Genomic DNA, 25,051 nt, shown 5'->3' with positions numbered 1-25,051 from the left:
AAGTAGATCGCAGCTAATGGTGAGAGTCGACTAATGTTGTTCATTGCGATGGTTTAAATCCCTGTTAACAAAATGACTTACCAAGCATTGTTTTTTTGATGTTAATACCAATCAACGGCTGACTATGGCACGATCAACCACAGACTTAGGTAGAGTCAAACCAAGCTCACGAGCAGCATCCAAATTCACAACCAGTTGTGAACTCTGTGCAGTTTTGACACTCAGCTTCCCCGGTTTTTGTCCGTTCAGAATAGCAGCCACATAATCGGCAGTTTGCACCCCAACGTCATAGTAATCTAGACCTAACCCAGCTATTGCTCCCTTGCCCACGTAAGACGTTGCTCCTGCAACCACGGGTGTGCCAGCTTGGTTTGCAGCATTTATAAGTCCTTCGATACCGCTTGCCACCGTGTTATCAGTTAGCGCGTAGATAACATCAGATTTCTTAGCCACGGAGGCTGTTTTTTCTTCTACATCATCGACGGTCAGCACTTTTTCAGTATGCAAAGTAAAGCCAAAGTCTCGTGTTGCCTGCTTTAACAGCCCTACTAAAGCAACAGCATTTGCCTCTGCTGGGTTATAAACCACACCGACTGAATCTGCATTAGGGAGTAGCTCTTTAATAAGAGATACATGTTGGGAAATGGGTGATAAGTCAGAAAGGCCCGTAACATTTCGTCCCGGCTGTTCCAATTGTTTAACAAGTCTTGCGCCGATAGGGTCTGTTACCGCGGTGAACACAATCGGGATCGTTCGAGTCGCTGAAACCAACGCTTGCGAGGTCGGTGTCGCAATCCCAACTAATACATGAGGGTTCTCACTAACTAACTCTCTGGCTATTTTTGCTGCCTGAACGGGATTGCCGCCAGCCATTTCATAAGAGAACTCTAAATTTTTACCCGGTTCGTAACCTTTGGCTCTCAATCCTTCAAGAAGTCCTAGACGTGTTGCATTCAAATCTGGATGGTCAACAATTTGTGACACCGAAACTTTGGCAACGTTCGCCATTACATTACTTGTCCATAGCAACAACAGACAACTTACGACCGCTGCCAATACCTTTTTTACAGAACTCATTATCGCTCCCTGAATCAAGCTCTATTCGTTATTGCTCGATCAAAGAGAACAACATCACTATTGACATTATTACCAGTAACCTTTGATGACTTGAAGTTATATTTAACAAAAACACAACAAGACTCGAAAAATGCGTGAAATAGCGAGAGGCAGAATTTGAAGGGTAGGAAACTACATGAGTAGCAAGAGAAAAAAGGAATGAGGGGAGCGAGATGAATAAAAACGAAGCGAAAATATTAAAGTCAAACCTGAGAACAAACCATCAATGAGGAATAGTTGTTCTCAGGCAAGAGGAGAGTTGAAACTCATTAGAACCAACGTTCCATTGAGGATTTATCTAGCTGACGAAATGCGCGATTTAAAATGATCGCCAATTCTTTATAACGAGGACGCGACTTCATTGGCTCTAACGCAAAACCCGTTTCAGTGATCTTCTCATGAAGTTCGCGATACCACGAGACTAGCGCAGGTGGAAGTTGTGTGTTTGAGCGATTACCTAACCACCACATGCCTTGAAGCGGTAAGCTGATTGCAAACAAAGCCATGACCACAGCTTGTGGCATCGCTTGATAATTATTAAAGACCATTTGTGTAAGAACACTAATAGCAGCTATCGCTGGCATCACTTTCACGCCAAAACGCGTCGCTTTGATAATGCGCTGTTCAGGGAAGATCGAGTTTAACTCTTTGCGGACGGGCCAGAGCTCCATGTACTTTTGGCCATCTTTTAAACTGCTAGCTAAACCAACTCTATTACTCATATGAGTCTCCCGTTAAAAAAAAGTTGAAACCATCAACTAAAAACACAAAAAATTGACGAAAAATAATATTCTTTCAAATTTTTTTGTTATATTTGCACAATATCGCTATTATTTGCAGACCTCAATCTCATTGTTGCCCTTATTTACAATTTAAGCAACTTTGAGAAGACTTCTGCAAGGAATGCACAAGCCTCTTTTTGATAAAGAGTGCTTTCACTTTATACGGAAATTAACGTTTTTTTGACCAAGGTTAGTACGCAAGCCCATGTGCTTCGACTATTCTTGAGATTAATTTTCATCCTTAACTGATTTCGATCAGAAAAATAAACAGGTAGTCATTAATGTCTAAGCTAGTTTTAGTTTTAAACTGTGGTAGTTCTTCTCTTAAATTCGCTGTTGTTGATGCAGAATCAGGTGCAGAGCACCTAACTGGTCTTGCTGAGTGTCTAGGTCTTCCAGAAGCTCGTATGAAATGGAAACTTGATGGCAAGCATGAAGCACAACTAGGCGCGGGCGCAGCTCACGTAGAAGCACTATCTTTCATGGTAGAAACTATTCTTGCTTCTAAGCCTGAGCTTAAAGCTAACCTTGGCGCTATCGGTCACCGTATCGTACACGGTGGCGAGCAGTTCACTTCTTCTGCGCTTATCACTGATGAAGTTCTTAAGGGTATTCAAGACGCTGCGACTTTTGCACCTCTTCACAACCCTGCTCACCTTATCGGTATCGAAGCAGCTAAAAAGAACTTCCCTGGTCTACAAAACGTTGCTGTATTTGACACTGCGTTCCACCAAACAATGCCTTCTGAGTCTTACCTATACGCTCTACCGTACAACCTGTACAAAGAGCACGGCATCCGTCGTTACGGCATGCACGGTACTTCTCACCTATTCATCACTCGTGAAGTTGCAGGCCTACTAAACAAGCCAGTTGAAGAAGTTAACATCATCAACTGTCACCTAGGTAACGGCGCTTCTGTATGTGCAATCAAGAACGGTCAATCTGTAGATACTTCTATGGGTCTTACTCCTCTTGAAGGTCTTGTAATGGGTACACGTTGTGGTGACCTAGATCCTGCGATCATCTTCCACCTACACGACGCTCTTGGTTACTCTGTTGAAGAAATCAACAACATGCTAACTAAAGAATCTGGTCTTGCTGGTCTAACTGAAGTGACTTCTGACTGTCGTTTCGTTGAAGACAACTACGGCGAGAAAGAAGAAGCAACTCGTGCAATGGACGTGTTCTGTCACCGTCTAGCTAAGTACGTTGCTGGTTACACTGCAACTCTAGAAGGTCGTCTAGACGCAATCACTTTCACTGGCGGCATCGGCGAGAACTCTGGCCCAATTCGTGAAATGGTTCTTAACCGCCTAGGCATCTTCGGCATCGAAGTTGACGGTGAAGCTAACCTTAAAGCTCGTTTCGGCGGCGAAGGTACTATCACTACAGCTAACAGCCGTATCCCTGCAATGGTTATCTCTACTAACGAAGAGCTAGTAATTGCTGAAGACACTGCGAAACTAGCAGGTCTTTAATTGATTTTCCTGACTAGCTTCACTCGAAGCTAGTCAGTTTTTCATATCAAGAAAATGGGGCTCAACTTCTATTCCTACCCCAATATGTTTATCGGTGGGAATAGCGGTTGAGCTTTTTTATTTCCAATAGTCAAAGGTGTTCGTCAATGTCACGTACTATTATGCTTATCCCTACAAGCGCTGGTGTTGGTCTTACTAGTGTTAGCATGGGTGTTCTTCGCGCTATGGAGCGTAAGGGCGTAAGTGTTTCTTTCTACAAGCCAATCGCTCAACCTCGTAGCGGTGGTAACCAACCAGATCTAACCTCTACTATCATCAGCGCAAACAGCGACATTAAGATTGGTGAACCAATCGCAATGACAAAAGCTGAAGCTTTGATCGGTAGCGAGAAAACGGATGAGCTTCTTGAATCTGTTGTTGAGCAATACAACAAAATCAACAAAGACGCTGAAGTAACGCTAATCGAAGGCCTAGTCCCTACTCGCAAGCACCCGTTTGCAAACCAAGTGAACGCAGAAATCGCAAAAACGCTTGGTGCAGAGATCGTATTCGTTGCGACTCCTGGTACTGACAACCCTACGCAACTTAAAGAGCGTATTGAAGTTGCCTGTTCTAACTTCGGCGGTACTAAGAACAAAAATATCAAAGGCGTAATCATCAACAAGCTTAACGCTCCTGTTGATGAAGCTGGTCGTACTCGCCCTGACCTATCTGAAATCTTCGATGATGCAGACAGCGCTCAACAAGCGAACCTTGAAGTAATGCAAATCTTCAACTCTAGTCCTATCCGTGTTCTTGGCTGTGTGCCATGGAGCATCGACCTAATCGCAACTCGTGCGGTTGATATGGCTAAACACCTTAACGCTGAAATCGTTAATGAAGGTGAAATCTCGACTCGTCGTATTAAGAGCATCACTTTCTGTGCACGTTCTCTACCGCACATGATTGAGCACTTCAAGCCAGGTTCATTGCTAGTAACTTCTGCAGACCGCCCTGACGTTATCGTTGCTGCGGCTCTTGCTGCGAAAAACGGTGTTGAAATTGGCGCAATCCTACTGACTGGCGGTTACGACATTCCAGAAAGCATTGCTAACCTTTGTGCACCAGCATTCGCTTCAGGTCTACCGATCTTCAAAGCTCAAGGTAACACTTGGCAGACGTCTCTTAACCTACAGAGCTTCAACCTAGAAGTTCCTGCAGACGATAAAGAGCGTATCGAGTTCGTTAACGATCACGTTGCAAGCCACATTGATGGCCCTTGGATTGATTCTCTATCTGAAGGTACTCAAGGCATCCGTCGTCTAAGCCCACCAGCATTCCGTTACCAGTTAACTGAATTTGCTCGTAAAGCGGCTAAGCGCATCGTTCTTCCTGAAGGTGATGAGCCACGTACAGTGAAAGCTGCAGCTATCTGTGCTGAGCGCGGTATCGCAACGTGTGTACTTCTTGGTAACCCTGAAGAAATCCGTCGCGTTGCTGCACAACAAGGTGTTGAGCTTGGCGCTGGCGTTGAGATCATCGATTCTGCATCAGTTCGCGAAAACTACGTAGCTCGTCTAGTAGAACTTCGTGGCGCTAAAGGTATGACTGAAGTTGTTGCTCGTGAGAAGCTAGATGATTCAGTATTCCTAGGTACTATGATGCTTGAAGCGGGTGAAGTTGACGGTCTAGTATCTGGTGCTGTTCACACAACAGCAAACACAATCGTTCCTCCGTTCCAGATCATCAAGACTGCTCCTGATGCTTCTATCGTATCTTCAATCTTCTTCATGCTTCTGCCTGATCAAGTGCTTGTATACGGTGACTGTGCGATCAACCCAGATCCAACAGCGGAACAGCTTGCTGAAATCGCTATCCAATCTGCAGATTCTGCTGCGGCATTCGGTATCGACCCACGCGTTGCTATGATCTCTTACTCTACTGGTGAATCTGGTAAAGGTGCAGACGTAGATAAAGTGCGTGAAGCAACCAAACTTGCTCAAGCGAAACGTCCTGATCTTGTGATCGATGGTCCTCTTCAGTACGACGCTGCAATCATGGAAAACGTAGCCGCTTCTAAAGCACCTAACTCTCCAGTTGCAGGTAAAGCGACAGTATTCGTATTCCCAGACCTAAACACGGGTAACACGACTTACAAAGCTGTACAGCGTTCAGCAGACCTAGTATCTATCGGTCCAATGCTTCAAGGTATGCGCAAGCCAGTAAATGACTTGTCTCGTGGCGCTCTAGTAGACGACATCGTTTACACAGTAGCTCTAACGGCTATCCAAGCTGACCAAGCAGCTCAAGCTGAAGAAAAAGTAATTAACTAATTACATTTTCTCGTTTTTTAATGCTTTAAAAGTATCAAAGCCTATGCAATTTGCATGGGCTTTTTGTCATCGAAAATTGGTCAAAATGACAAACCTCGCTCTATTCGTACGCCAACCAATAACTGTATTGTCACTTTTAGCTAAACCACTGATTTATCAAGTTGTCTTTTTCTTTCCCTTCTATTATTAACCTACCGTACGTTTATCTGAAAAGTGCGATCTTTGACGTTTTTATTCTTCGCAATGATGATTTGTTTTGTTATATTATTTTACATAATAAATAAACTTCTTTGTATTTCATAACACTATGACGTCAGATACTCGGCTGATCACGTTGATCAAATGGCTCCCAGTTAGCTTTATCGCACTTTTTTCACTCGTACTAATTTCTTCATTTTTGTATAACTCACACCTATCAAATCAAAAACAACTACTTAGAGCTGAACAATTGTTTAAGGACCAACACAAACAATTGCTAAAAAGCCAAGTAGACGTAGCAAAAAGCCAAGTTCTCTATTTAAAATCAACCACTGAATCAGAGCTGAAAGCAGTCGTAAAAGAACGACTAGAAGAAGCTCATCGAATATCAACTCGTCTTTACGAAGACAACAGTTCGCAGCCAAGAGAAGTCATCGAATCGGTCATAAAAAGTGCATTAAAAGACATTCGCTTCAATAGCGACCGTGGTTACCTTTTTATTGTTGATCGCCAATCTAAAGGCATCATGCACCCATTTTGGCCCCACCTCGAAGGTCAAGATCTTTCCACACTCAAAGACACAAGAGGCACAGCTATTGTTACTGAAATGGTTAAACTGTCGCTTGAAAAAGAGACTAGCTTTTACAGATGGTGGTTTCACAAACCGGGTGACAATCAAGCAGAGTACGAAAAAATTGGGTACTCTATCTATTTTGAACCATTAGACTGGGTGATAAGTTCAGGTGATTATGTCGTTGACGTTGAAAATGATTTAAAAAAGCAATCACTCAATTGGCTTAATAGCCTTAAGCTTCCTGATTCTGACCAGTTGTTCGTGATCGACAAAAAAGGCGTTTTCCTAGCTCATGAGTCACCGGAATTAGTCGGAACAAAGCATCCTACATTTCAATCTTTTATCTTGAATGAGGACATCATAGAAGCAAACCATGAAGGCTTTGTAACTCTCGGAATAAAATCCAACAACAGCCAGTCCTCTAGCACTCTGAACTATATAACGAAAATTCCCGATTGGGACTGGTTTATCGTAGGTAGTGCCTATACCCAAGCCATTAACCAATATTCAGTCACTCATAAACGACTTACAGAAGAGTCGTTAAAACGCGATACCATCGAGCTCGTCATATACAGTGGTGCAGGTTTCGTTACCCTACTGATTCTTAGTTTCTATACCAGTAATGCTATTGCACGTCGCTTTACTACTTTCCAAGGCCAAATAAGGCGTGACTTCCATAAATTGGAGCAAAATCGTAAAGAGTTATCTTACTTAGCTCATCATGACTCACTCACCGGTCTTTACAACCGAACTGCATTAAAAGAGAGCTTTGCGGTCATACAAGAAAGAAACATACAAAATACGACTAAAATCGCCGTACTTTTTATCGACCTAGATGATTTTAAAAATATTAACGACGCTCATGGTCATGGCTATGGGGATCAACTGCTCAAAAATATTGCTCAAACTCTACAACATTTAACTGAGCCGAATGAAATGTATTTCCGTTTTGGCGGAGATGAGTTTATTGCGATTATAGACAATCTACCGACAGCTGAATCTTTGACACCAATTCTCAGCAAGATTAAGCAGGCAATCGAACGCTCTTACAATATCAAAGGGGAAAGCCTATCGATTAAGACAAGCATCGGCGTATCGTTATCCCCCGATCATGCTGACAATATCGAAATGTTAATCTCTAAAGCTGATATGGCACTCTATTTCGCGAAACGTACAAGCAAAGGTATTATTCAACTATTTAACGAGTCTATTTCTGATGATATTCACAGTAAACTCGAGATTGAGAATGCACTTAATTCAGCTTTAAATAACGAAGAGCTGTACGTTCACTATCAGCCTCAAGTCGACGTACATTCAGGTGTAGTGTTAGGAGTAGAAGCTCTATGTCGCTGGCAAAACAAAAAGTTAGGATTCATTCCACCTGATGTGTTCATCAGCATGGCAGAAAAAACTAGCCTCATTAATGACATTACGTTCTTTGTCGCTGAAACTAGCATGCGCCGAATTAGCACTATCAACCGTGAACTTGGGCTATCCCTATCTTTGTCTATCAATCTATCTCCAGCCGTATTTACTCAGCGTAATTTAGTTGAACGCTTCTCAGAGCTTGCAGCTAAATATGCAATGGCACCAGAAAAAATCAAAATTGAGATTACAGAAAGTGTTCTCGTTGAAGATCTGCAAGCTGTGACGCAGGTAATGAACAGCTTCCAAGCACTGGGAATGCAAGTTTCCATCGACGATTTCGGTACGGGTTACTCATCATTAAGCTATATTGCCTCACTTCCTATCAATGAGATCAAGATTGATAAATCATTCATAGATACTATTGATACCGATGCAAGGCAATTTGCACTGGTTGAAGCGATTACCTCTCTAGCAAGTATTTTCAATTTCGAATTGGTTGTGGAAGGTATTGAGACTAAAGAACAGCTCAAGCACATTCAGCAATTATACTGCAGCGCAGTTCAAGGCTACTACTACTCTCGTCCGGTAAGCGCGTCAGACCTTATTGAGTATCTAGAGCTACAAAATCAAAGAGAAACTATCGAAGTGTAAATCGCTCTCAAGCCTGACGCTGTGTTCCGGTAAGTTAAATTAAATAACTTCTTTCATGGGGGGAGTCTAAATCCAGTTCAGGCCCTTTAGGCACCACATGCGTCGGGTTGATACCAGTGTGACTATAATAGTAGTGACGCTTGATATGGTAAAAATCGGTCGTCTCTTTGATGCCTTCGATCTGGTAGAGCTCTTTTAAGTAACCCTGAATATGGACGTAGTCTGTAATTCGCTGCTTGTTACACTTAAAGTGACCAACATACACCGCATCAAACCGAACCAGAGTGGTAAACAAGCGCCAATCTGCCTCTGTAATCTCGTTACCCGCTAAATAACGGTGATCACTAAGGTGAGCGTCAACTTTGTCTAAGGCTTCAAATAACGCGTCATACGCTTCTTCATAGGCCTCTTGTGTTGTTGCAAAACCGGTACGATAAACGCCGTTATTAATGTTCGGATAGATATAGTCGTTCCATTCATCAATCTTGCTTGCCAGTTCCCACGGATAGTAATCATCCGTGTTGCCTGTCAGTTCGTTAAACTCTGAGTTAAACATACGGATAATCTCAGACGACTCGTTACTCACAATGGTGTTAGTCTTTTTATCCCACAACACAGGCACCGTCACTCTACCCGAGTAGTCAGGTTTGGCTTGAGTATAGATTTGGTGCATGCGGGTGTGGCCAAACAGAGGTTCAGGTAAGCCCATTTGCCAGCCTTCACTCATCATATCGGGGCAAACGACTGTCACGTCAATGTGATCGGTTAGATCTTTAAGCTCGCGAAAGATCAGCGTGCGATGCGCCCAAGGACAAGCTAACGATACGTATAAGTGATAACGGCCGCTTTCTGGCTCAAATTGCGCACCAGGTTTATTCTCTACCCAGTTACGAAAACCCGCATCTTCACGAACGAACTTACCACCGCTTTCTTTGGTGTCATACCACACATCGTGCCAAACACCTTCAACTAACTTGCCCATATCCAAACCTCTGTCATCCAAACTTTTCTCTAGTATAAAAAAAGCCAACTTTTTCAAAACTAGAAGAAGTTGGCTTAGTTGTTCGAATTATTTGATGAAGCTTATTTAATATGGAGCCTTAGGTACAAAAAAAGCGCAACTCATAAACAAGTTGCGCTTAAGCCTGTCACAGGCTGAACCGTTTTAAATAGGCTCTAGACTTGTACGTGCAAGCAAGATACTGCGTGTACGTCATCGCCTTGAATGGTTGGCTTAGTTTGCGCACAAGCCTCTGTTGCTTGTGGGCAACGAGTACGGAACACACAACCTGATGGCGGATTGATTGGCGATGGTAAATCACCTTCCAACATCTGAATCGTTTTGCTGCGCTCTAAGCGTGGGTCTGGAATCGGAACTGCAGACATCAATGCTTTGGTATACGGGTGCTTAGGGTCAGAAAACAAGGCATCTGATTCACCTAGCTCAACAGCATTACCTAAGTACATCACCAATACACGGTCAGAGATGTGTTTCACCACCGACAAATCGTGCGCGATGAATACCAAAGACAAACCTAGTTCTTTCTGTAGCTCTTTCAGAAGGTTAACTACTTGAGCTTGGATAGATACATCGAGTGCAGAAACAGGTTCATCACAGATGATCATCTTAGGTTTCAAAATAAGCGCACGTGCAATACCAATACGCTGACACTGACCACCAGAGAATTCATGGGGGTAACGGTTGATTACGTTTGGTAGTAGACCAACCTTTGCCATCATCTCTTTAACTCTATCCTTCACTTCCTGTTTAGAAAGTTCAGGGAAGAAAGTCTCTAGAGGCTCAGCAATAATGTCACCAACAGACATACGCGGGTTGAGTGATGCTAGCGGATCTTGGAAGATCATCTGAATCTCTTTACGAGTCTCACGACGTTTCACTTCTTGCATCTTAGTCAGGTCCTGACCTAACCACATCACTTGACCTTCAGTCGCTTCAACCAAACCGATAATTGCGCGTGCAAAAGTCGACTTACCACAACCAGACTCACCGACCACACCTAGCGTTTCGCCTTCGTAAAGGTGAACATCAACACCATCAACCGCTTTAAGGTTTGATGGTTTCGCCCAAGGCCAAGCAGACTTAGCCGCAATGCTAAAGTGAACTTTTAGGTCTTTAATATCTAATAGTAATTCTTTACTCATTTTGTCCAAGTCTCCCAGTCTGAAAAACAAGCACGCTGACGGTCTTTAGCAAATGGCTGTAGAATCGGTGCTTCTTGCTTACAACGGTCCATTACACGGTGACAACGGTCTTGGTAAGGACAACCTGTTGGTAGGCGAAGTAAGTTAGGTGGGTTACCTGGAATCGTCGGTAGAATTTCACCTTCGGTATCCAAACGAGGAATCGCTTTAAGCAGGCCTTCCGCATAAGGGTGGCTTGGCTCGTAGAAGATTTCATCAACCGTGCCATATTCCATTGTACGACCTGCGTACATCACAAGTACTTTGTCACACGAACCAGCAACCACACCCAAGTCATGGGTGATCATGATGATTGCCGTATTGAACTCATCTTTAAGTTCGTTCAGCAATTCCATGATTTGCGCTTGAATGGTTACATCCAGTGCCGTTGTCGGCTCATCAGCGATAAGCAATTTAGGGCGACACAGTAGTGCCATTGCGATCATCACACGTTGACGCATACCGCCAGAAAACTCATGTGGGTACATGGTAATACGTTTACGAGCTTCAGGAATTTTCACCGCTTCAAGCATACGTACTGATTCTTCGAACGCTTCCGCTTTGCCCATGCCTTTATGCAGCATAAGCACTTCCATCAGCTGATCACATACTTTCATGTAAGGATTCAGTGATGTCATTGGATCTTGGAAGATCATCGCGATCTGTTCAGCGCGTACTTTGTTCAGCTCTTTTTCAGGCAGGTTAAGAATTTCATTGCCTTCAAACTTTGCGCTACCTGAGATGATGCCGTTCTTCGCCAGCAGTCCCATCAGTGCAAATACCGTTTGAGATTTACCCGAACCCGACTCACCAACAATGCCCAGCGTTTCGCCTTGGTTAAGTGAGAAGTTCAGATCGTTTACTGCGGTTACGATACCATCTTGCGTGGTAAATTCGACGCGCAGATCTTTGACATCTAATAAGCTCATCATTGCTTCCTTAATCTTTTATAGCTTTTGTATTTTTATTTGCTATTAATTCTTATCTGTCTTTTGGATCAAGCGCATCACGCAGACCATCACCTACATAGTTAAAGCAGAACAGCGTAACTACCATGAATGCCGCTGGGAATGCCAGTTGCCAAATAGCAACTTCCATTGTTTGCGAACCTTCTTGTAACAGTGCGCCCCAACTTGTCATAGGCTCTTGAACACCAAGACCAAGGAAAGATAAGAATGATTCAGTAAGGATCATGCTTGGAATAAGTAGCGTCGAGTAAACCGCAACAATACCCAATACGTTCGGTACAATATGACGTGTAATGATCTTCCATTTACTTACACCACATACGTGAGCAGCCTCGATGAATTCTTTACTACGTAGACTCAACGTTTGACCACGTACGATTCGTGCCATATCGAGCCAAGCAATCGCACCGATAGCAACAAAGATAAGTACAATATTACGACCAAAGAATGTTACTAGTACGATCACAAGGAACATGAATGGTACTGCGTACAAGATCTCTAGGATACGCATCATCACTCGGTCAGTACGACCGCCAATGAAACCGGAAGCTGCACCATAAAGCGTACCAATCAGTACCGCTACAAATGCGCCCATCACACCAACCATAAGAGAAATACGGCCGCCGATCATTGTACGAACGTATAAGTCACGACCTAAACTGTCGGTACCAAACCAGTGATCCGCATTTGGACCAACGTGCATTGCGTACCAATCAGTATCATCGTAAGCATGCTGCGCCAACATAGGTAAGAAGATTACCGATAGCACCATGATAATTAGAATGAACAGACTGATCATTGCCGCTTTGTTGCGCATAAAACGAATACGCGCATCCTGCCACAAACTACGACCTTCAATTTCCAAATTCTCAGAGAATTTTTCGATCGCTTCTAAGTTTTCTTTTTTCTTCAACATAACCATGCGTCCCTGCTAGTAGCGAATTTTCGGGTCAATAAGCGCTAGTAAAATATCAACGATAGCGTTGAACAAGATGAATAGGAAACCAATCAAAATGGTTACACCCATTACTAACGAATAATCACGGTTAAACGCGGCGTTAACAAACAGCTTACCGATACCCGGTAGGCCGAAGATGGTTTCAACAACAACTGAACCTGTGATGATACCTACGAACGCAGGCCCCATGTATGAAACAACAGGTAGCATTGCTGGCTTAAGCGCATGTTTAAGAACGATATAACGGTAACTTAGACCTTTAGCACGAGCAGTACGGATAAAGTTACTGTTTAGAGTTTCAATCATGCTACCGCGAGTGATACGAGCAAAGGTAGCTACATATAGAAGAGACATCGCAATAACAGGTAGCACGATGTACGCGAAGGTGCCGCCATGCCAACCACCTGCTGGGAATATATTCCAGTGCAGGGAGAAAAGGTAAATAAGCGCTGGTGCCAACACGAAGGATGGCATCACCACTCCGAGCATGGCTGTCGACATTATGGTGTAGTCAACCCAGGTATTGTGTTTCAACGCGGCTATAGTACCGACGGTGACCCCCATAATTAACGTAAAGATAAAGGCAACGAAGCCTACCTTCGCAGATACTGGAAGTGCTACAGCAATCAGCTCATTTACTGTGTAATCTTGATATTTGAAAGATGGACCAAAATCACCCTGAAGGATGTTGGTTAAGTACGTGGTGTACTGTTCAAATACTGGTTTATCTAAGCCGTATTTAGCTTCGATGTTAGCCATAACTTCTGGCGGTAATGGACGCTCGCTTGAAAACGGGTTACCCGGTGCGAAACGCATGAGAAAGAAAGATATAGTGATCAACACCAACATCGTTGGAATTGCTTCAAATATCCTTTTCATAATGAATTTAAGCATAAACTCACTCTTTCAGTCTGTGACAATTAAAATTAGAAAGACGCTACATGCGCGTATTACGCATGTAGTGTCTGTATCGTTATAGTTATATTAACTTTTTAGAATCGAAGCTTATTGAGCCTTGATGTATAAGTCTTTCGAGAAGATCTTATCTTCCGCGTTATTAGTAGGGAAGCCACCAACGTGCGGATTTAGTAGACGTGATTTCACGTATTGATAGATAGGTGCGATAGGCATATCGTTAGCCATTAGCGCCTCAGCTTCAAGGTAAAGTGCTTTACGCTCTTCTTCTGAAGTCGAGTTTAGTGCTTTATCAATAATTTGATCGTAAGCCGCGCTGTCGTAGTGAACACCACCAGTAGTGTTGTTACTCTTCATTAGCGTTAGGAATGACGACGCTTCATTGTAGTCACCACACCAACCAGCACGAGCTACTTCGAAGTCACCAGAATCTTTAGAAGATAGGTAAGTTTTCCACTCTTGGTTTTCAAGTGTAACTTTAAGACCCAGTGTTTTCTTCCACATAGAACCTAGTGCTACAGCAATCTTCTTGTGGTTTTCAGAAGTGTTGTAAAGTAGGTTGAAGTTTAGTGGATTGTCTTTGCCGTAACCCGCTTCTTCAAGAAGACGTGCCGCTTCTACGTTACGCTCTTTTTGAGACATTGTACCGTACTGAGGAAGCTCAGGATCGAAGCCCGCTGTGATTTCAGGCGTCAGGAAATATGCTGGTTTTTGACCTTGCGCTAAGATAGCGCCAGTCACGATGTCACGGTCAATTGCGTAAGAGATAGCCTTACGTACGCGAACGTCATCAAATGGAGCTTTCTTCGTGTTGAAGATGTAGTAGTAAGTACACAAGTTACCGGCTACAGATACGTCTTCTGCGTGCTCTTTCTTAAGACGCTTGAAGTGCTCAGTTGGAAGTTCATTTGTGAAGTCGATTTCACCAGATAGGAAACGGTTCATTTCCGCAACTTGGTTTTCGATTGGTAGGAAGGTTACTTTATTTAGAACAGTTTTGTCGTTGTTCCAGTATTGGTCGTTACGCTTTAGAACTAGACGTTCGTTAACAACCCACTTATCAACAGAAAATGCGCCGTTACCTACGAAGTTACCAGGCTTAGTCCATTGGTCACCGAATTTTTCAACAGTTGCCTTGTGTACTGGCTTCACTGTTGTGTGGCCCATCATCATTACGAAGTATGGTACCGCTGTTTCTAATTCAACAACAAGCGTGTTTGCATCTACAGCTTTAACGCCTAGCTCACTCTTGTCTTTCTTACCCGCTACGATGTCTTTCGCATTCACCATCTTGGTATATTCCATGTACCAAGCGTATGGAGAAGCAGTGGCAGGATCAACTGCACGTTTCCAGCTGTAAACGAAATCTTCAGCTGTTACAGGATCGCCATTAGACCATTTTGCATCTTTGCGTAGATGGAAAGTGAATGTTTTATTGTCTGTCGTTTCCCAGCTTTCAGCAACACCAGGGATAGTATTACCTTCGCCATCTTGGTTCACTAGACCTTCTAGAAGATCACGAATTACGTGAGATTCTGGTACACCTTGAGATTTGTGTGGGTCGATAGTCGCAACTTCAGTACCGTTACCGCGAACAAGTTCCTGAACTTTTGCTAGTTCTGTACCTGCTGGAACTTCAGCAGCGATAGAAAGAGTAGAAGTGGCAGCCACTGCCAAACCAGCACCTAGAAGAAGGGCCTGAGTGATTTTATTCTTGTACATTTAATAAACTCCAAGTTTTTCGTATTGCATCCATGACTTCTTTGCAAAGTTCACTGAACGGCAGTGATTTAGATTTATTTAGCTTAAAATATAAGCATAAAAATCTAAAACCTTACAAAGATTGAGGCACACACTATCAACCATTGAAGTAATTTGCCATAAACAAGTCGCAAAAAATCGGATAATTCTCCGAAATATTCAAGGTATCAGTGTAAATATCTAATAAAATCCTAATGAATAGTGATTTACACATAGGGATTTATTAAATAACAGCCTTTAGTGTTGATGTATCTGTGTTGATACTTTTTTTTAGCATCTTATGCTAGAACACCTTTAATAAGTTAACATTAATGCCACATCAAATCTAAGTGCACATCACATATCCCCTAAATAGACTGTACTATTTGTGAGGGTTATCACCTTATACAAAACAGCATAATGCACTGCACCAAAGCGGGTGCAGGGCGGCACCAATACAGAAAAAACAAGTCAAAGAATTTATATGCATCTTGAATGACTAATCATTTAATAAATACCATGTTTTTTATAAATGACTTTGTAGCACGCACAAAAAAACCGACGTTCAACGTCGGCTTTGTTACCTAGGTCCTAACCTGAAATGCGTTATCACATTAAGGACGAAACATTATGTGGGATAATTTACTTTTCCCAGCGCTCTGCAGCTTTGGTATCTGAATCGCGAGAATCAACCCAACGAGTCGCTTCTGTCGTTCTTTCCTTTTTCCAAAACGGCGCTCTGGTTTTGAGGAAGTCCATAACAAACTCACACGCTTCGAAGGCAGCCCCTCGGTGCGCACTAGATACACCAACGTAAACAATCTGGTCACCGATATCTAAATCACCAACACGGTGAATCACTCGCATCTTCTGAATAGGCCAGCGCGCTTCAGCTTGATCACAGATCTCGCTCAGCGACTTCTCTGTCATACCCGGATAGTGCTCTAGAGACAAACCAATCACGTTGTCGCCAAGGTTCATGTCGCGAACTTTACCAACAAACGTCACTACCGCTCCTGCTGCTGTGCCTTGAGCTAGATAATCGTATTCGTCACCCACAGAAAAATCTTCTGCAGTAACTACTACTCTTGGATCAATAACTCGAGAGTCGTTCATGGCTAACCTCCAGTAACAGGTGGGAAGAAAGCCACTTCATCGCCGTCTTTCACTTCAGTCGTCAAAGGTACGATTGATTGGTTAAGCGCAGCCAGAAGTTTGCCCTCTTCCAATGCGATATCCCATTTGCCTTCTTGTGTTACAAGGTGGCTGCGAATCGCTTCAATAGTATTGAATTGTGCATCGACTTCTAGGCTATCGACACCGACAAGTTCACGAGTTTGAGCAAAGAACAGTACAGTAATCATGATTCCACCTTGAAGTGACCAGATTTACCACCCATCTTCTCTAACAGGCGTACATTTTCGATAACAATGTCTTTTTGAACAGCTTTACACATATCGTAAATCGTCAGTGCAGCAACGGAAGCAGCCGTAAGCGCTTCCATCTCAACGCCCGTCTTACCCGCAAGTTTACAAACAGATTCAATGCGAACCTTGTTTTCAGACTCGATAGCTTCTAGCTGCACTTCTACTTTAGTTAGTAGTAGAGGGTGGCACAGTGGAATCAAGTCCCACGTTTTCTTAGCCGCTTGGATGCCAGCAATACGCGCTGTTGCGAAAACATCACCTTTATGGTGACTACCAGAAACAATCAGATCTAGTGTTTCTGCTGACATTTGAACGAATGCTTCTGCTCTCGCTTCGCGTACTGTTTCCGCTTTAGCCGATACATCGACCATGTTCGCTTCGCCAGAGGCGTTAATGTGTGTAAATTGGCTCATATTCAAACCACCTTATACAGAAAGGTGTGGCATGAAGTTACAAGGACGGTGGCTAGCATCCATCTGTTGCTTGATGATCTTAGTCCAACCTGTTCGGCACGCACCTGTAGAACCAGGCATTGCAAAAATAACCGTGTGGTTCGCAAAACCCGCGATTGCACGAGATTGAATCGTCGAAGTACCAATCTCTTCGTAAGACACTTGGCGGAAGAGCTCACCAAAGCCTTCTACTTCTTTGTCGAACAGTGGCTTAAGTGCTTCTGGGGTGCTGTCACGTGATGTGAAGCCTGTGCCGCCAGTGATCATGATAGCTTGTACGCTTTCATCAGCAATCCACTTAGATACGATCGCACGGATCTTGTACATATCATCAATAACGATTTGCTTATCAACTACGTTGTGGCCAGCTTCTTTAGCGTGCTCAGCTAGGTAACCACCTGACGTGTCGTTTTCTTCTGTACGAGTATCTGAAACGGTTAGTACTGCGATATTTGCTGCTTGAAATTTGCTTTCTGCGTGACCCATTTGCTCACCTATATAAATTTTCAATGATTAGACTGATTCGCTCAGCCTAAATAAGCTGAGCGATAAAATGCTTTAGAGTGTATAGCGGGTTAACCGCCGATTGACGCCAAGTTTGGAGTCATGCCGCTGTTGCCATCATGTAAAAAGTGGCTAACGGACTTGGTTTGAAGCTGAGCCTGAATTCGGTCAATGAGCGCTTGCTCTTGTTGTTCTTCTTGAATCAAGTCTCTCAGTTCAACACCGTGGTCGCCAAACAGACATAAATGAAGTTTACCGGTCGCAGAAACGCGTAGTCGGTTACAACTCTCACAAAAGTCTTTCTCGTAAGGCATGATCAAACCAATTTCACCCTTGTAGTCAGGGTGGACAAATACCTGCGCAGGGCCATCATTAACGGCTTTGATTTTTAGCAGCCAACCATTAGCAATAAGTTGGTTGCGAATCGCAACGCCAGACACATGGTGTTTATCGAACAACTCATCCATCTCGCCGGTTTTCATCAGCTCGATAAAACGTAATTGAATAGGTTTATCTTTGATCCAATTAAGGAAGGCTGGTAATTCCTGACTGTTGAGGTCTTTCATTAATACGACGTTGACTTTGACTTGTTCAAAGCCAACCTCAAACGCTTTATCAATACCTCGCATAACCTCAGTAAACTTGTTCTCACCAGTGATCTGATGGAACATGCGCGAATCTAAACTATCCACACTGACGTTTATATGAGTTAAACCAGCATCACGCCATTGCTCTACTTGTTTCTCCATGCGGTAACCATTGGTTGTAGTGGCTACTTTTTCAATGCCTGGAGTAGAAGCAACGGTATGTATGATTTCAGGAAAGTCTTTACGCAGACTCGGCTCTCCGCCTGTAATGCGGATCTTTGAGGTACCACAATCTGCAAACGCTTTAACAACGCGTTTGATCTCGGGAACACTTAAAAAAGACGAGTTTTTTTGCCCTGACGGTTTATAACCATCTGGCAAGCAGTAAGTACATTTAAAGTTACAGACGTCTGTAACCGACAAGCGCAAGTAATAAAACTTGCGATGGAATCTATCTTCGAATTGTTGCGCCACGGAACACCTTTCCAAACACGGGAGGCATAATCATTTCCAATTAAGCCCTTGTGACAACATGTCACTGGCTCTTGATGCGTATCGGTACAGCAAATACCACTGTGCGACTTAGCATGCGAGAGCTCGGAGTTATGGCAACTGCTCGTTATATTCACACGCGCAGTAGCTGAGTAATAAAATACTTAATATTTGTACGTGAATCTAGCTTTGATGACAAAAAACGAGTCACATCAGCAAAAAAATTGTATCAAACCCTCAAAATAACTCTTGTTGAGTATCTGACGAGAAGCATTTAACCTAAATTATAGTTGGTAATAATCTAACAAGAACAAAAAATGAATATTTACTCTTCAAAGAAAGTTGTCGCAATTGGTGGAGGTCACGGCTTAGGTCGTATGCTTGCGGCATTAAAAGACTTTGGTAGCAACGCGACAGGCATTGTTGCAACCACAGATAACGGTGGTTCCACCGGAAGAATTCGAGATTGCCAAGGTGGCATCGCTTGGGGTGATACTCGTAACTGTATCAACCAACTAATCACCGAGCCTTCGATCAGTTCGATGATGTTCGAATACCGCTTTCGCGGTCAAGGTGAACTCGATGGTCACAACCTCGGTAACCTGATGCTTACTGCGCTAGACAACCTTTCTGTTCGCCCATTGGAAGCGATCAACCTAATTCGTAACATGCTTAAGGTCGATGTGAATATTGTGCCAATGACGGAACATCCTTCCGATCTCACCGCTTTGTCAATGGACGGCCGTTGGGTAACTGGCGAAACCAACGTTGATGACATGACAGAAAAGCTGCGCATGATGGACTTGTCCCCAGAAGTGCCAGCGACCAGAGAGGCCGTTGCAGCTGTCGAACAAGCAGACTGTATCGTGCTTGGTCCGGGAAGTTTTCTAACCAGTGTTATGCCGCCCCTTCTACTGCCAGAGATTGGTAAAGCGATCGCAGATAATACTAAAGCCAAGGTTATCTTCGTTGAAAACCTGTCGCCAGAGCATGGACCTGCAGGGAAAATGACGCTACAAGAGCAATTGGAGTGGTGCGAACGTACCTGCAAGGCGAGAAAGATCGACATTGTATTGGGTAACGCGCCCCATCCGGAACTTAAAGGGCTATGGAATTGCGTGACTACTGACCTTGCCTCTCCAAATAGAGATTGGAGACACGACCGCGTAAAACTCCAACAAGCAATAAGGGATCAGTTAGTTTAGGCGATTTTCTAAATCTATTTACCAAACAAAAAAGGAGCACGATGCTCCTTTTTAAGTTTATTGATGACTGACCACTTTAGTGCTTTAAAGCTCTGTCATTAACTGTTGGTACTCTTGGTAGGTGGACAATAAAATGTCCTGCATACCTTGAAAGTCGACCTCTGTCATTGGCAGCGCTTGTTTCACTTTTGCATCTAGGCTAATCGCAAAACTGCACAAAGAGTCCGCACCAAAGCTCGCAGCACTACTCTTAAGTGCATGGCTAATATCCGCTAAATACTTAGATGTGTCTGACTCTTTATTTAGCTCTAAATGTTCGTAGTATCCCTTCAGTTCACCTAAAAATATTTCCAGTAACACTGGGACATTCTCTTGCCCTATTTCACCGGCTAGTTCATCAACTTTTTGCTGATTTAGTATTATCATCATTGCTCTTTTCTTATTATTTGGTGATTACTGCTTCGCATTCCATGTTTGCAATTTACGGTATATCGTCGATGGGCTGACATCCAAGAAACCTGCCGCACGAGGAACGTTACCGTCACACGCTTTGATGGCCTGTTCGATAGCCGTTTTCTCAGTGATCCACAATGGGAAAATATCTTTTACCGTGATGTCTTCGTTCTGCTTCTCTTTTAAACGGAGACTGTTTTCAATTGGTTGGTTCAATGGCGGTGGAAGCATATTGAGAGTAATCTCTTTACCATTATTCAGTACCACTACATTTCGCAACACATTTTGTAACTGACGAACGTTCCCCGGCCACTCATATTGATTAAAGCGATCGAGTACTTCTTCAGCAAAACGTACGAACGCCTTGCCCTCCTCGACCGACATATAGCCGAGTAGAGAATACGCAATTTCGATGACATCTTCACCACGCTCACGCAATGGCGGTAAGTGCAGTGGAATCACATATAAACGGTAGTATAAATCTTCTCTAAAGCGACCTTCTTGAACTTCTTTCCAAGGGTCGCGGTTGGTTGCACATACGAAACGAACATCCACACTCTTCATCTTCGAAGAGCCCACTTTTTGGAAAGTACCAGTTTGGATAAAGCGCAGCAGCTTAGTCTGTAGCTCTAAGTCCATTTCGCACAGTTCATCGAGGAACAGGGTTCCACCATCTGCAAGCTCAGCAGCGCCTTGACGGTCGGTTGCAGCACCCGTAAAGGCCCCTTTAACATGACCAAACAGTTCACTCTCAATCAAGTCTTTAGGAATCGCTGCACAGTTGATCGCGATAAATGGCTTATCACCACGCTTACTCGCAGCGTGAATGGCTTCAGCACATACCTCTTTACCGGTACCACTTTCACCAGTGATGAAAATACTGGCCTTACTGGATGCGGCAGAATCGATCGTTCGGTAAACCTGCTGCATGGTTTGACTACTACCAATAAAGCCTTGATAGTTCTGATTTCCTGGATGTTCCGAGCTATTTTTAAGTTTAGTGGCTTTGCGGATCGCGTTGTTCACCGTAATGCGGAGTCGGTCGGCTTCACACGGCTTGATAAGGAAATCTTGGGAACCATGTCGCATGGCTTCTACTGCGGTATCAATCGAGCCGTGAGCGGTCATGAAGATAACGGGAACTTCCGGATATTTTTGTTTTACAGCAAACAGTACATCCATCCCCGTCATGTCGGGCAGGCGTAGATCTAATAAAATGAGGTCTGGGATTCGATGGTTCAAACTCTCGATTGCATCGCGGCCTGTGCCGACAATGTTAATATCAATTTCGAGCGGTGTAAGATACGATCGATATAACGCTGCTACCGACGCGGTATCTTCTACCATTAACAAATACTTCGATTTGTTATCTAACGTTTTTGATTGCATATCCTAGCCATTTATAATTTGCATTTCTTATTATAATCGCATTCCGCTTTGCATTATGCAAATTAACCACACTATTTATACTGTGTTCGTTTGCTTGCTTCAAACAATCAATGTGTTATCTATGTGGCACGAACGATGCAGTTATCTAAATGACCTTCGGGTCACCTAGCCAACTGACGTTGTTAGTGGACTTTGTGTCCACAAACGTAAGCCAGTAGAACATTTACTACTGGCTGTTTTTTGTCTGAAGCATTCTCAATTCTTATTGTTATTGTTATTGTTATGGGTATAAACGCCTTAAGTAAGATGTGAAGTTAGCTATTAGAAATAAACTGCTTTCTCAATTGTTCTATTTCATCACGCTTCTGTGCCGCCAATTCAAATTCCAAGTTCTGAGCATGTTGATACATTGCCGCTTCCAGTTTACTGATCTCTTTATCAAGCTGCTGTGGTGTAAGCACTGCATAGTTTTCAGAAGGTTCTGCCACCTTAGATAGTGGAACTTGCTTAGATTGTCGCTGTTGTTTCGACTTGGTCAAGTCACCCAACTCCATAATGTCTTTGATATTACGTTTAAGCGCTTGCGGCGTGATACCTTGCTCTTCATTGTAGGCCTGCTGTTTCTCTCTACGGCGGTCGGTTTCATCAATCGCCTTTCTCATCGACTTAGTAATCGAGTCACCATATAGAATTGCTCGACCTTCCAAATTACGAGCTGCACGGCCAATGGTCTGTATCAAAGAACGCTCAGAACGTAAGAAGCCCTCTTTATCAGCATCAAGAATCGCCACCAGCGATACTTCCGGCATATCCAAACCTTCTCGAAGTAAGTTAATGCCCACTAACACGTCAAACTCGCCCAAACGTAGGTCTCTGATAATTTCTACGCGTTCAACGGTATCGATATCAGAGTGTAAGTAACGAACTTTAACGCCATGCTCACTCAGGTATTCAGTTAAGTCCTCTGCCATTCGCTTAGTTAGCGTCGTGACAAGTACACGCTCTTCTTTCACTGAACGTATTCTGATTTCAGACAATATGTCATCAACCTGAGTCGCGACAGGCCTTACTTCGATAATTGGGTCTAACAAACCAGTAGGACGCACCACTTGATCAGCAATCTCACCGTCTGATTTTTCGATTTCGTAATTGCCTGGCGTTGCCGACACAAAAATCGTTTGCGGAGCTATAGACTCAAATTCTTCAAACTTCATTGGACGGTTATCCAATGCCGAAGGCAGACGGAAACCAAATTCAACCAAGGTTTCTTTACGCGAGCGGTCACCTTTATACATGGCACCAATTTGCGGCACGGTAACGTGTGATTCATCGATGATCAGCAGACCATCATTAGGTAAGTAATCAAATAAGGTTGGTGGTGCTTCACCTTCATTACGTCCACTCAAATAACGAGAGTAGTTTTCAATACCCGAACAGAATCCGAGCTCTGTCATCATCTCTATATCGAACTGAGTTCTTTGGGAAATACGTTGCTCTTCAAGAAGTTTGTTGTTGTCTTTTAGATATTGGGTTCTATCACGCAGTTCATCCTTGATGTTCTCAATCGCCTCAAGAATTTTCTCTCTTGGAGTCACATAGTGAGTTTTTGGATAAACCGTAAAGCGCGGCAAGTCTCTTTGCTTAACTGCACCAGTTAGTGGGTCAAAGATACTAATACAATCGACTTCGTCATCGAACATCTCAATTCTAACCGCATCTTGATCAGATTCAGCCGGGAAAACATCAATCACTTCACCACGCACGCGGAATTGACCTCGTTCAAATGCGACGTCGTTTCTTGAATATTGTAGCTCCGCCAAACGGCGCAAAATATCACGCTGATCCATAACCTCACCACGACTCAAGTGAAGCATCATTTTCAAATACGACTTAGGATCACCCAGACCATAGATAGCCGATACAGAAGCCACAATGATGGCGTCTTTTCGCTCTAATAAGGCCTTGGTCGCCGAAAGTCTCATCTGTTCGATATGAGCATTTACAGACGCATCTTTCTCTATAAACGTATCCGTAGTTGGAACGTAAGCTTCCGGTTGATAGTAATCGTAGTAAGAAACAAAATACTCAACGGCATTATTTGGAAAGAATGACTTCATCTCACCATAAAGTTGAGCTGCCAGAGTCTTATTAGGCGCTAACAATATTGCAGGTCTTTGAGATTGGGAAATGACGTTAGCAAGGGTAAATGTTTTACCAGAGCCCGTTACCCCTAATAGAGTTTGATGCGCCAAACCAGAATCTAGTCCATCTAGTAATTTGGTAATCGCCGTCGGCTGGTCACCGGACGGACTGTAGTCCGATACCAAGTCAAAGAGTTTACTCATAGGTCGCCATTTCCATACTGTTTATTTAATCAGGTCATTGTCACTCTAGGAGGAGTGTCGTTGCAACTATTATCTAGAGAAATGCATCTTAAGATTAGATATCAGTTATAGCTTTTATTTTTGGAACTTGGTATTATCCGTGCCCCTGCAAGATCTCTTCAGCTAAATCACTCGATTTTTAATCCACTACTTTTCCCCAAAAAATCTAAAAATAGCACTTGTTTTACTGTTTATTTTATAATCTTAAAAAGTTATACAATCGTGACATTTCGATATAAAACTTTTAAATACATCATGTTACCGCAGATTTTAACATTTTCAGATTTATCCCAATTATTGTTGTTAAAGTTTCACGCACATACTTATCCACAATTTTGGTGGATAACTAAAGCAAAGCTAAATCTGATAAGGCGTTCAAGAAAGTAAAGTTTTTTATCTTATTTTTTTCTGCTATTTTTTATTGACAGAAAATAGGAGTCTTATTAGAATTCGCGTCGCTAACAAGCAATTCCCCTTTAGTTCAGTTGGTAGAACGGCGGACTGTTAATCCGTATGTCGCAAGTTCAAGTCTTGCAAGGGGAGCCAAATTCAGGAAAAAGCTCAATCGAAAGATTGGGCTTTTTTCGTATATAACTGCGACTAACTTGCTCCAAGTTAATGTCACACCCGAATCGTCGGACCGTGCTACCCGCGCGAGTCCGAGTCTCGACAAAGGGGCCGAATTTAAAGAAGCCGCATCACTCGATGCGGCTTTTTGCGTTTTAACCTGCTCACTTTCCTAAAAGCCCTCTAAGCAACCGAGCAACAGCATTGAGTGAGCAACAATCAATAGACTCAAAAAATCACTATTTACTTCAACCAATTTCTACCTTTTTGCCGAAGACAAAATTGAAATCAATGAGTACTCAAATGATCAGACAAAGATCATTGTGATA

The 25,051-nt window shown here is 43.2% G+C and carries 20 protein-coding genes, 1 tRNA gene and 1 riboswitch; of the genes, 5 read left to right on the top strand and 16 right to left on the bottom strand.

The window, feature by feature from the left end:
• Positions 1–111 precede the first annotated feature (111 nt).
• Both Q5H80_RS04700 and yfbV read right to left on the bottom strand, forming a co-directional pair.
• On the bottom strand, positions 112–1,077 hold the full coding sequence (locus Q5H80_RS04700; RefSeq protein WP_304568993.1) for an ABC transporter substrate-binding protein: 966 nt from the start codon (positions 1,075–1,077) through the stop codon (positions 112–114).
• A 308-nt stretch (positions 1,078–1,385) separates the two neighbouring features.
• The gene (gene yfbV, locus Q5H80_RS04695) at positions 1,386–1,838 is read right to left on the bottom strand and encodes a terminus macrodomain insulation protein YfbV (RefSeq protein WP_304568992.1); all 453 of its coding nucleotides are present in this window, start codon (positions 1,836–1,838) and stop codon (positions 1,386–1,388) included.
• 341 nt (positions 1,839–2,179) lie between these two features.
• Here yfbV and Q5H80_RS04690 point away from each other — a divergent pair, with 341 nt between their 5' ends.
• From Q5H80_RS04690 to Q5H80_RS04680, 3 genes are all read left to right on the top strand, one after another.
• The gene (locus tag Q5H80_RS04690; RefSeq protein WP_304568991.1) at positions 2,180–3,376 is read left to right on the top strand and encodes an acetate kinase; all 1,197 of its coding nucleotides are present in this window, start codon (positions 2,180–2,182) and stop codon (positions 3,374–3,376) included.
• A gap of 146 nt (positions 3,377–3,522) precedes the next feature.
• Complete coding sequence (gene pta / locus Q5H80_RS04685; protein ID WP_029222899.1) at positions 3,523–5,688, top strand: phosphate acetyltransferase; 2,166 nt, start codon at positions 3,523–3,525, stop codon at positions 5,686–5,688.
• Between the two features lie 448 nt (positions 5,689–6,136).
• Positions 6,137–8,479 carry a cache domain-containing protein gene (locus Q5H80_RS04680; RefSeq protein WP_304568990.1) on the top strand — a complete coding sequence of 781 codons (2,343 nt, stop codon included), beginning with the start codon at positions 6,137–6,139 and terminating at the stop codon, positions 8,477–8,479.
• A gap of 34 nt (positions 8,480–8,513) precedes the next feature.
• Here Q5H80_RS04680 and Q5H80_RS04675 read toward each other — a convergent pair whose 3' ends face one another.
• The 11 genes from Q5H80_RS04675 to moaA form a co-directional block, all read right to left on the bottom strand.
• Positions 8,514–9,461, bottom strand: a complete 948-nt coding sequence (locus Q5H80_RS04675) for a glutathione S-transferase family protein (protein WP_304568989.1) — start codon at positions 9,459–9,461, stop codon at positions 8,514–8,516.
• Positions 9,462–9,655: 194 nt separating this feature from the next.
• The gene (gene oppF, locus Q5H80_RS04670) at positions 9,656–10,642 is read right to left on the bottom strand and encodes a murein tripeptide/oligopeptide ABC transporter ATP binding protein OppF (protein WP_017062172.1); all 987 of its coding nucleotides are present in this window, start codon (positions 10,640–10,642) and stop codon (positions 9,656–9,658) included.
• A complete protein-coding gene (locus tag Q5H80_RS04665) occupies positions 10,639–11,610 on the bottom strand; it encodes an ABC transporter ATP-binding protein (RefSeq protein ID WP_009848635.1) in 972 nt (323 codons plus the stop codon). Before Q5H80_RS04665 ends, oppF begins: the two co-directional genes overlap by 4 nt.
• Positions 11,611–11,662: 52 nt before the next feature.
• Entirely contained in the window at positions 11,663–12,565 is a 903-nt protein-coding gene (gene oppC, locus Q5H80_RS04660; protein WP_009848636.1) for an oligopeptide ABC transporter permease OppC, read from the bottom strand.
• Positions 12,566–12,580: 15 nt separating this feature from the next.
• On the bottom strand, positions 12,581–13,501 hold the full coding sequence (gene oppB / locus Q5H80_RS04655; protein WP_012603542.1) for an oligopeptide ABC transporter permease OppB: 921 nt from the start codon (positions 13,499–13,501) through the stop codon (positions 12,581–12,583).
• 111 nt (positions 13,502–13,612) lie between these two features.
• The gene (locus tag Q5H80_RS04650; protein ID WP_009848638.1) at positions 13,613–15,244 is read right to left on the bottom strand and encodes an ABC transporter substrate-binding protein; all 1,632 of its coding nucleotides are present in this window, start codon (positions 15,242–15,244) and stop codon (positions 13,613–13,615) included.
• 660 nt (positions 15,245–15,904) lie between these two features.
• Positions 15,905–16,378, bottom strand: coding sequence for a molybdopterin synthase catalytic subunit MoaE (gene moaE, locus Q5H80_RS04645; protein WP_304568988.1), 474 nt, complete (start codon positions 16,376–16,378; stop codon positions 15,905–15,907).
• A gap of 2 nt (positions 16,379–16,380) precedes the next feature.
• A complete protein-coding gene (gene moaD, locus Q5H80_RS04640; protein ID WP_009848640.1) occupies positions 16,381–16,626 on the bottom strand; it encodes a molybdopterin synthase sulfur carrier subunit in 246 nt (81 codons plus the stop codon).
• Entirely contained in the window at positions 16,623–17,102 is a 480-nt protein-coding gene (moaC, locus tag Q5H80_RS04635) for a cyclic pyranopterin monophosphate synthase MoaC (protein WP_304568987.1), read from the bottom strand. Before moaC ends, moaD begins: the two co-directional genes overlap by 4 nt.
• A gap of 12 nt (positions 17,103–17,114) precedes the next feature.
• On the bottom strand, positions 17,115–17,627 hold the full coding sequence (gene moaB, locus Q5H80_RS04630) for a molybdenum cofactor biosynthesis protein B (RefSeq protein WP_004734027.1): 513 nt from the start codon (positions 17,625–17,627) through the stop codon (positions 17,115–17,117).
• A gap of 89 nt (positions 17,628–17,716) precedes the next feature.
• Positions 17,717–18,706 (bottom strand): GTP 3',8-cyclase MoaA, encoded by a 990-nt coding sequence (moaA, locus tag Q5H80_RS04625; RefSeq protein ID WP_304568986.1) that lies wholly within the window; start codon positions 18,704–18,706, stop codon positions 17,717–17,719.
• Positions 18,695–18,847, bottom strand: a riboswitch (molybdenum cofactor riboswitch). It overlaps the preceding gene by 12 nt.
• 194 nt (positions 18,848–19,041) lie before the next feature.
• On the opposite strand from moaA, the gene Q5H80_RS04620 reads away from it, so the two are divergent.
• On the top strand, positions 19,042–19,929 hold the full coding sequence (locus Q5H80_RS04620) for a YvcK family protein (protein ID WP_304568985.1): 888 nt from the start codon (positions 19,042–19,044) through the stop codon (positions 19,927–19,929).
• 84 nt (positions 19,930–20,013) lie between these two features.
• On the opposite strand, the gene luxU is transcribed toward Q5H80_RS04620, so the two are convergent.
• From luxU to uvrB, 3 genes are all read right to left on the bottom strand, one after another.
• Entirely contained in the window at positions 20,014–20,358 is a 345-nt protein-coding gene (gene luxU / locus Q5H80_RS04615; protein ID WP_009848644.1) for a quorum-sensing phosphorelay protein LuxU, read from the bottom strand.
• A gap of 24 nt (positions 20,359–20,382) precedes the next feature.
• The gene (gene luxO / locus Q5H80_RS04610; protein ID WP_009848645.1) at positions 20,383–21,771 is read right to left on the bottom strand and encodes a quorum-sensing sigma-54 dependent transcriptional regulator LuxO; all 1,389 of its coding nucleotides are present in this window, start codon (positions 21,769–21,771) and stop codon (positions 20,383–20,385) included.
• 314 nt (positions 21,772–22,085) lie between these two features.
• On the bottom strand, positions 22,086–24,116 hold the full coding sequence (gene uvrB, locus Q5H80_RS04605; protein WP_304568984.1) for an excinuclease ABC subunit UvrB: 2,031 nt from the start codon (positions 24,114–24,116) through the stop codon (positions 22,086–22,088).
• Positions 24,117–24,625: 509 nt separating this feature from the next.
• Between uvrB and Q5H80_RS04600 the strand changes: the two genes are divergently transcribed.
• Positions 24,626–24,701 (top strand) — tRNA-Asn (locus tag Q5H80_RS04600).
• Positions 24,702–25,051 lie beyond the last annotated feature (350 nt).

The organism is Vibrio sp. SNU_ST1, assembly GCF_030563405.1.
GTDB lineage: Bacteria > Pseudomonadota > Gammaproteobacteria > Enterobacterales > Vibrionaceae > Vibrio.
Note: the sequence above shows the minus strand (reverse complement) of the source record. Positions and strands in the feature narration are given on the sequence as shown.

What these genes read in the sequence shown, in the direction of transcription:
- uvrB (WP_304568984.1), bottom strand. Translation starts at nt 24,116, where the DNA reads ATGAGTAAACTCTTTGACTTGGTATCGGACTACAGTCCGTCCGGTGAC.
- Q5H80_RS04620 (WP_304568985.1), top strand. Translation starts at nt 19,042, where the DNA reads ATGAATATTTACTCTTCAAAGAAAGTTGTCGCAATTGGTGGAGGTCAC.
- oppB (WP_012603542.1), bottom strand. Translation starts at nt 13,501, where the DNA reads ATGCTTAAATTCATTATGAAAAGGATATTTGAAGCAATTCCAACGATG.
- Q5H80_RS04665 (WP_009848635.1), bottom strand. Translation starts at nt 11,610, where the DNA reads ATGAGCTTATTAGATGTCAAAGATCTGCGCGTCGAATTTACCACGCAA.
- Q5H80_RS04675 (WP_304568989.1), bottom strand. Translation starts at nt 9,461, where the DNA reads ATGGGCAAGTTAGTTGAAGGTGTTTGGCACGATGTGTGGTATGACACC.
- moaE (WP_304568988.1), bottom strand. Translation starts at nt 16,378, where the DNA reads ATGAACGACTCTCGAGTTATTGATCCAAGAGTAGTAGTTACTGCAGAA.
- oppC (WP_009848636.1), bottom strand. Translation starts at nt 12,565, where the DNA reads ATGTTGAAGAAAAAAGAAAACTTAGAAGCGATCGAAAAATTCTCTGAG.
- moaB (WP_004734027.1), bottom strand. Translation starts at nt 17,627, where the DNA reads ATGGGTCACGCAGAAAGCAAATTTCAAGCAGCAAATATCGCAGTACTA.
- oppF (WP_017062172.1), bottom strand. Translation starts at nt 10,642, where the DNA reads ATGAGTAAAGAATTACTATTAGATATTAAAGACCTAAAAGTTCACTTT.
- moaC (WP_304568987.1), bottom strand. Translation starts at nt 17,102, where the DNA reads ATGAGCCAATTTACACACATTAACGCCTCTGGCGAAGCGAACATGGTC.
- luxU (WP_009848644.1), bottom strand. Translation starts at nt 20,358, where the DNA reads ATGATGATAATACTAAATCAGCAAAAAGTTGATGAACTAGCCGGTGAA.
- luxO (WP_009848645.1), bottom strand. Translation starts at nt 21,771, where the DNA reads ATGCAATCAAAAACGTTAGATAACAAATCGAAGTATTTGTTAATGGTA.
- pta (WP_029222899.1), top strand. Translation starts at nt 3,523, where the DNA reads ATGTCACGTACTATTATGCTTATCCCTACAAGCGCTGGTGTTGGTCTT.
- Q5H80_RS04690 (WP_304568991.1), top strand. Translation starts at nt 2,180, where the DNA reads ATGTCTAAGCTAGTTTTAGTTTTAAACTGTGGTAGTTCTTCTCTTAAA.
- Q5H80_RS04700 (WP_304568993.1), bottom strand. Translation starts at nt 1,077, where the DNA reads ATGAGTTCTGTAAAAAAGGTATTGGCAGCGGTCGTAAGTTGTCTGTTG.
- moaD (WP_009848640.1), bottom strand. Translation starts at nt 16,626, where the DNA reads ATGATTACTGTACTGTTCTTTGCTCAAACTCGTGAACTTGTCGGTGTC.
- Q5H80_RS04650 (WP_009848638.1), bottom strand. Translation starts at nt 15,244, where the DNA reads ATGTACAAGAATAAAATCACTCAGGCCCTTCTTCTAGGTGCTGGTTTG.
- yfbV (WP_304568992.1), bottom strand. Translation starts at nt 1,838, where the DNA reads ATGAGTAATAGAGTTGGTTTAGCTAGCAGTTTAAAAGATGGCCAAAAG.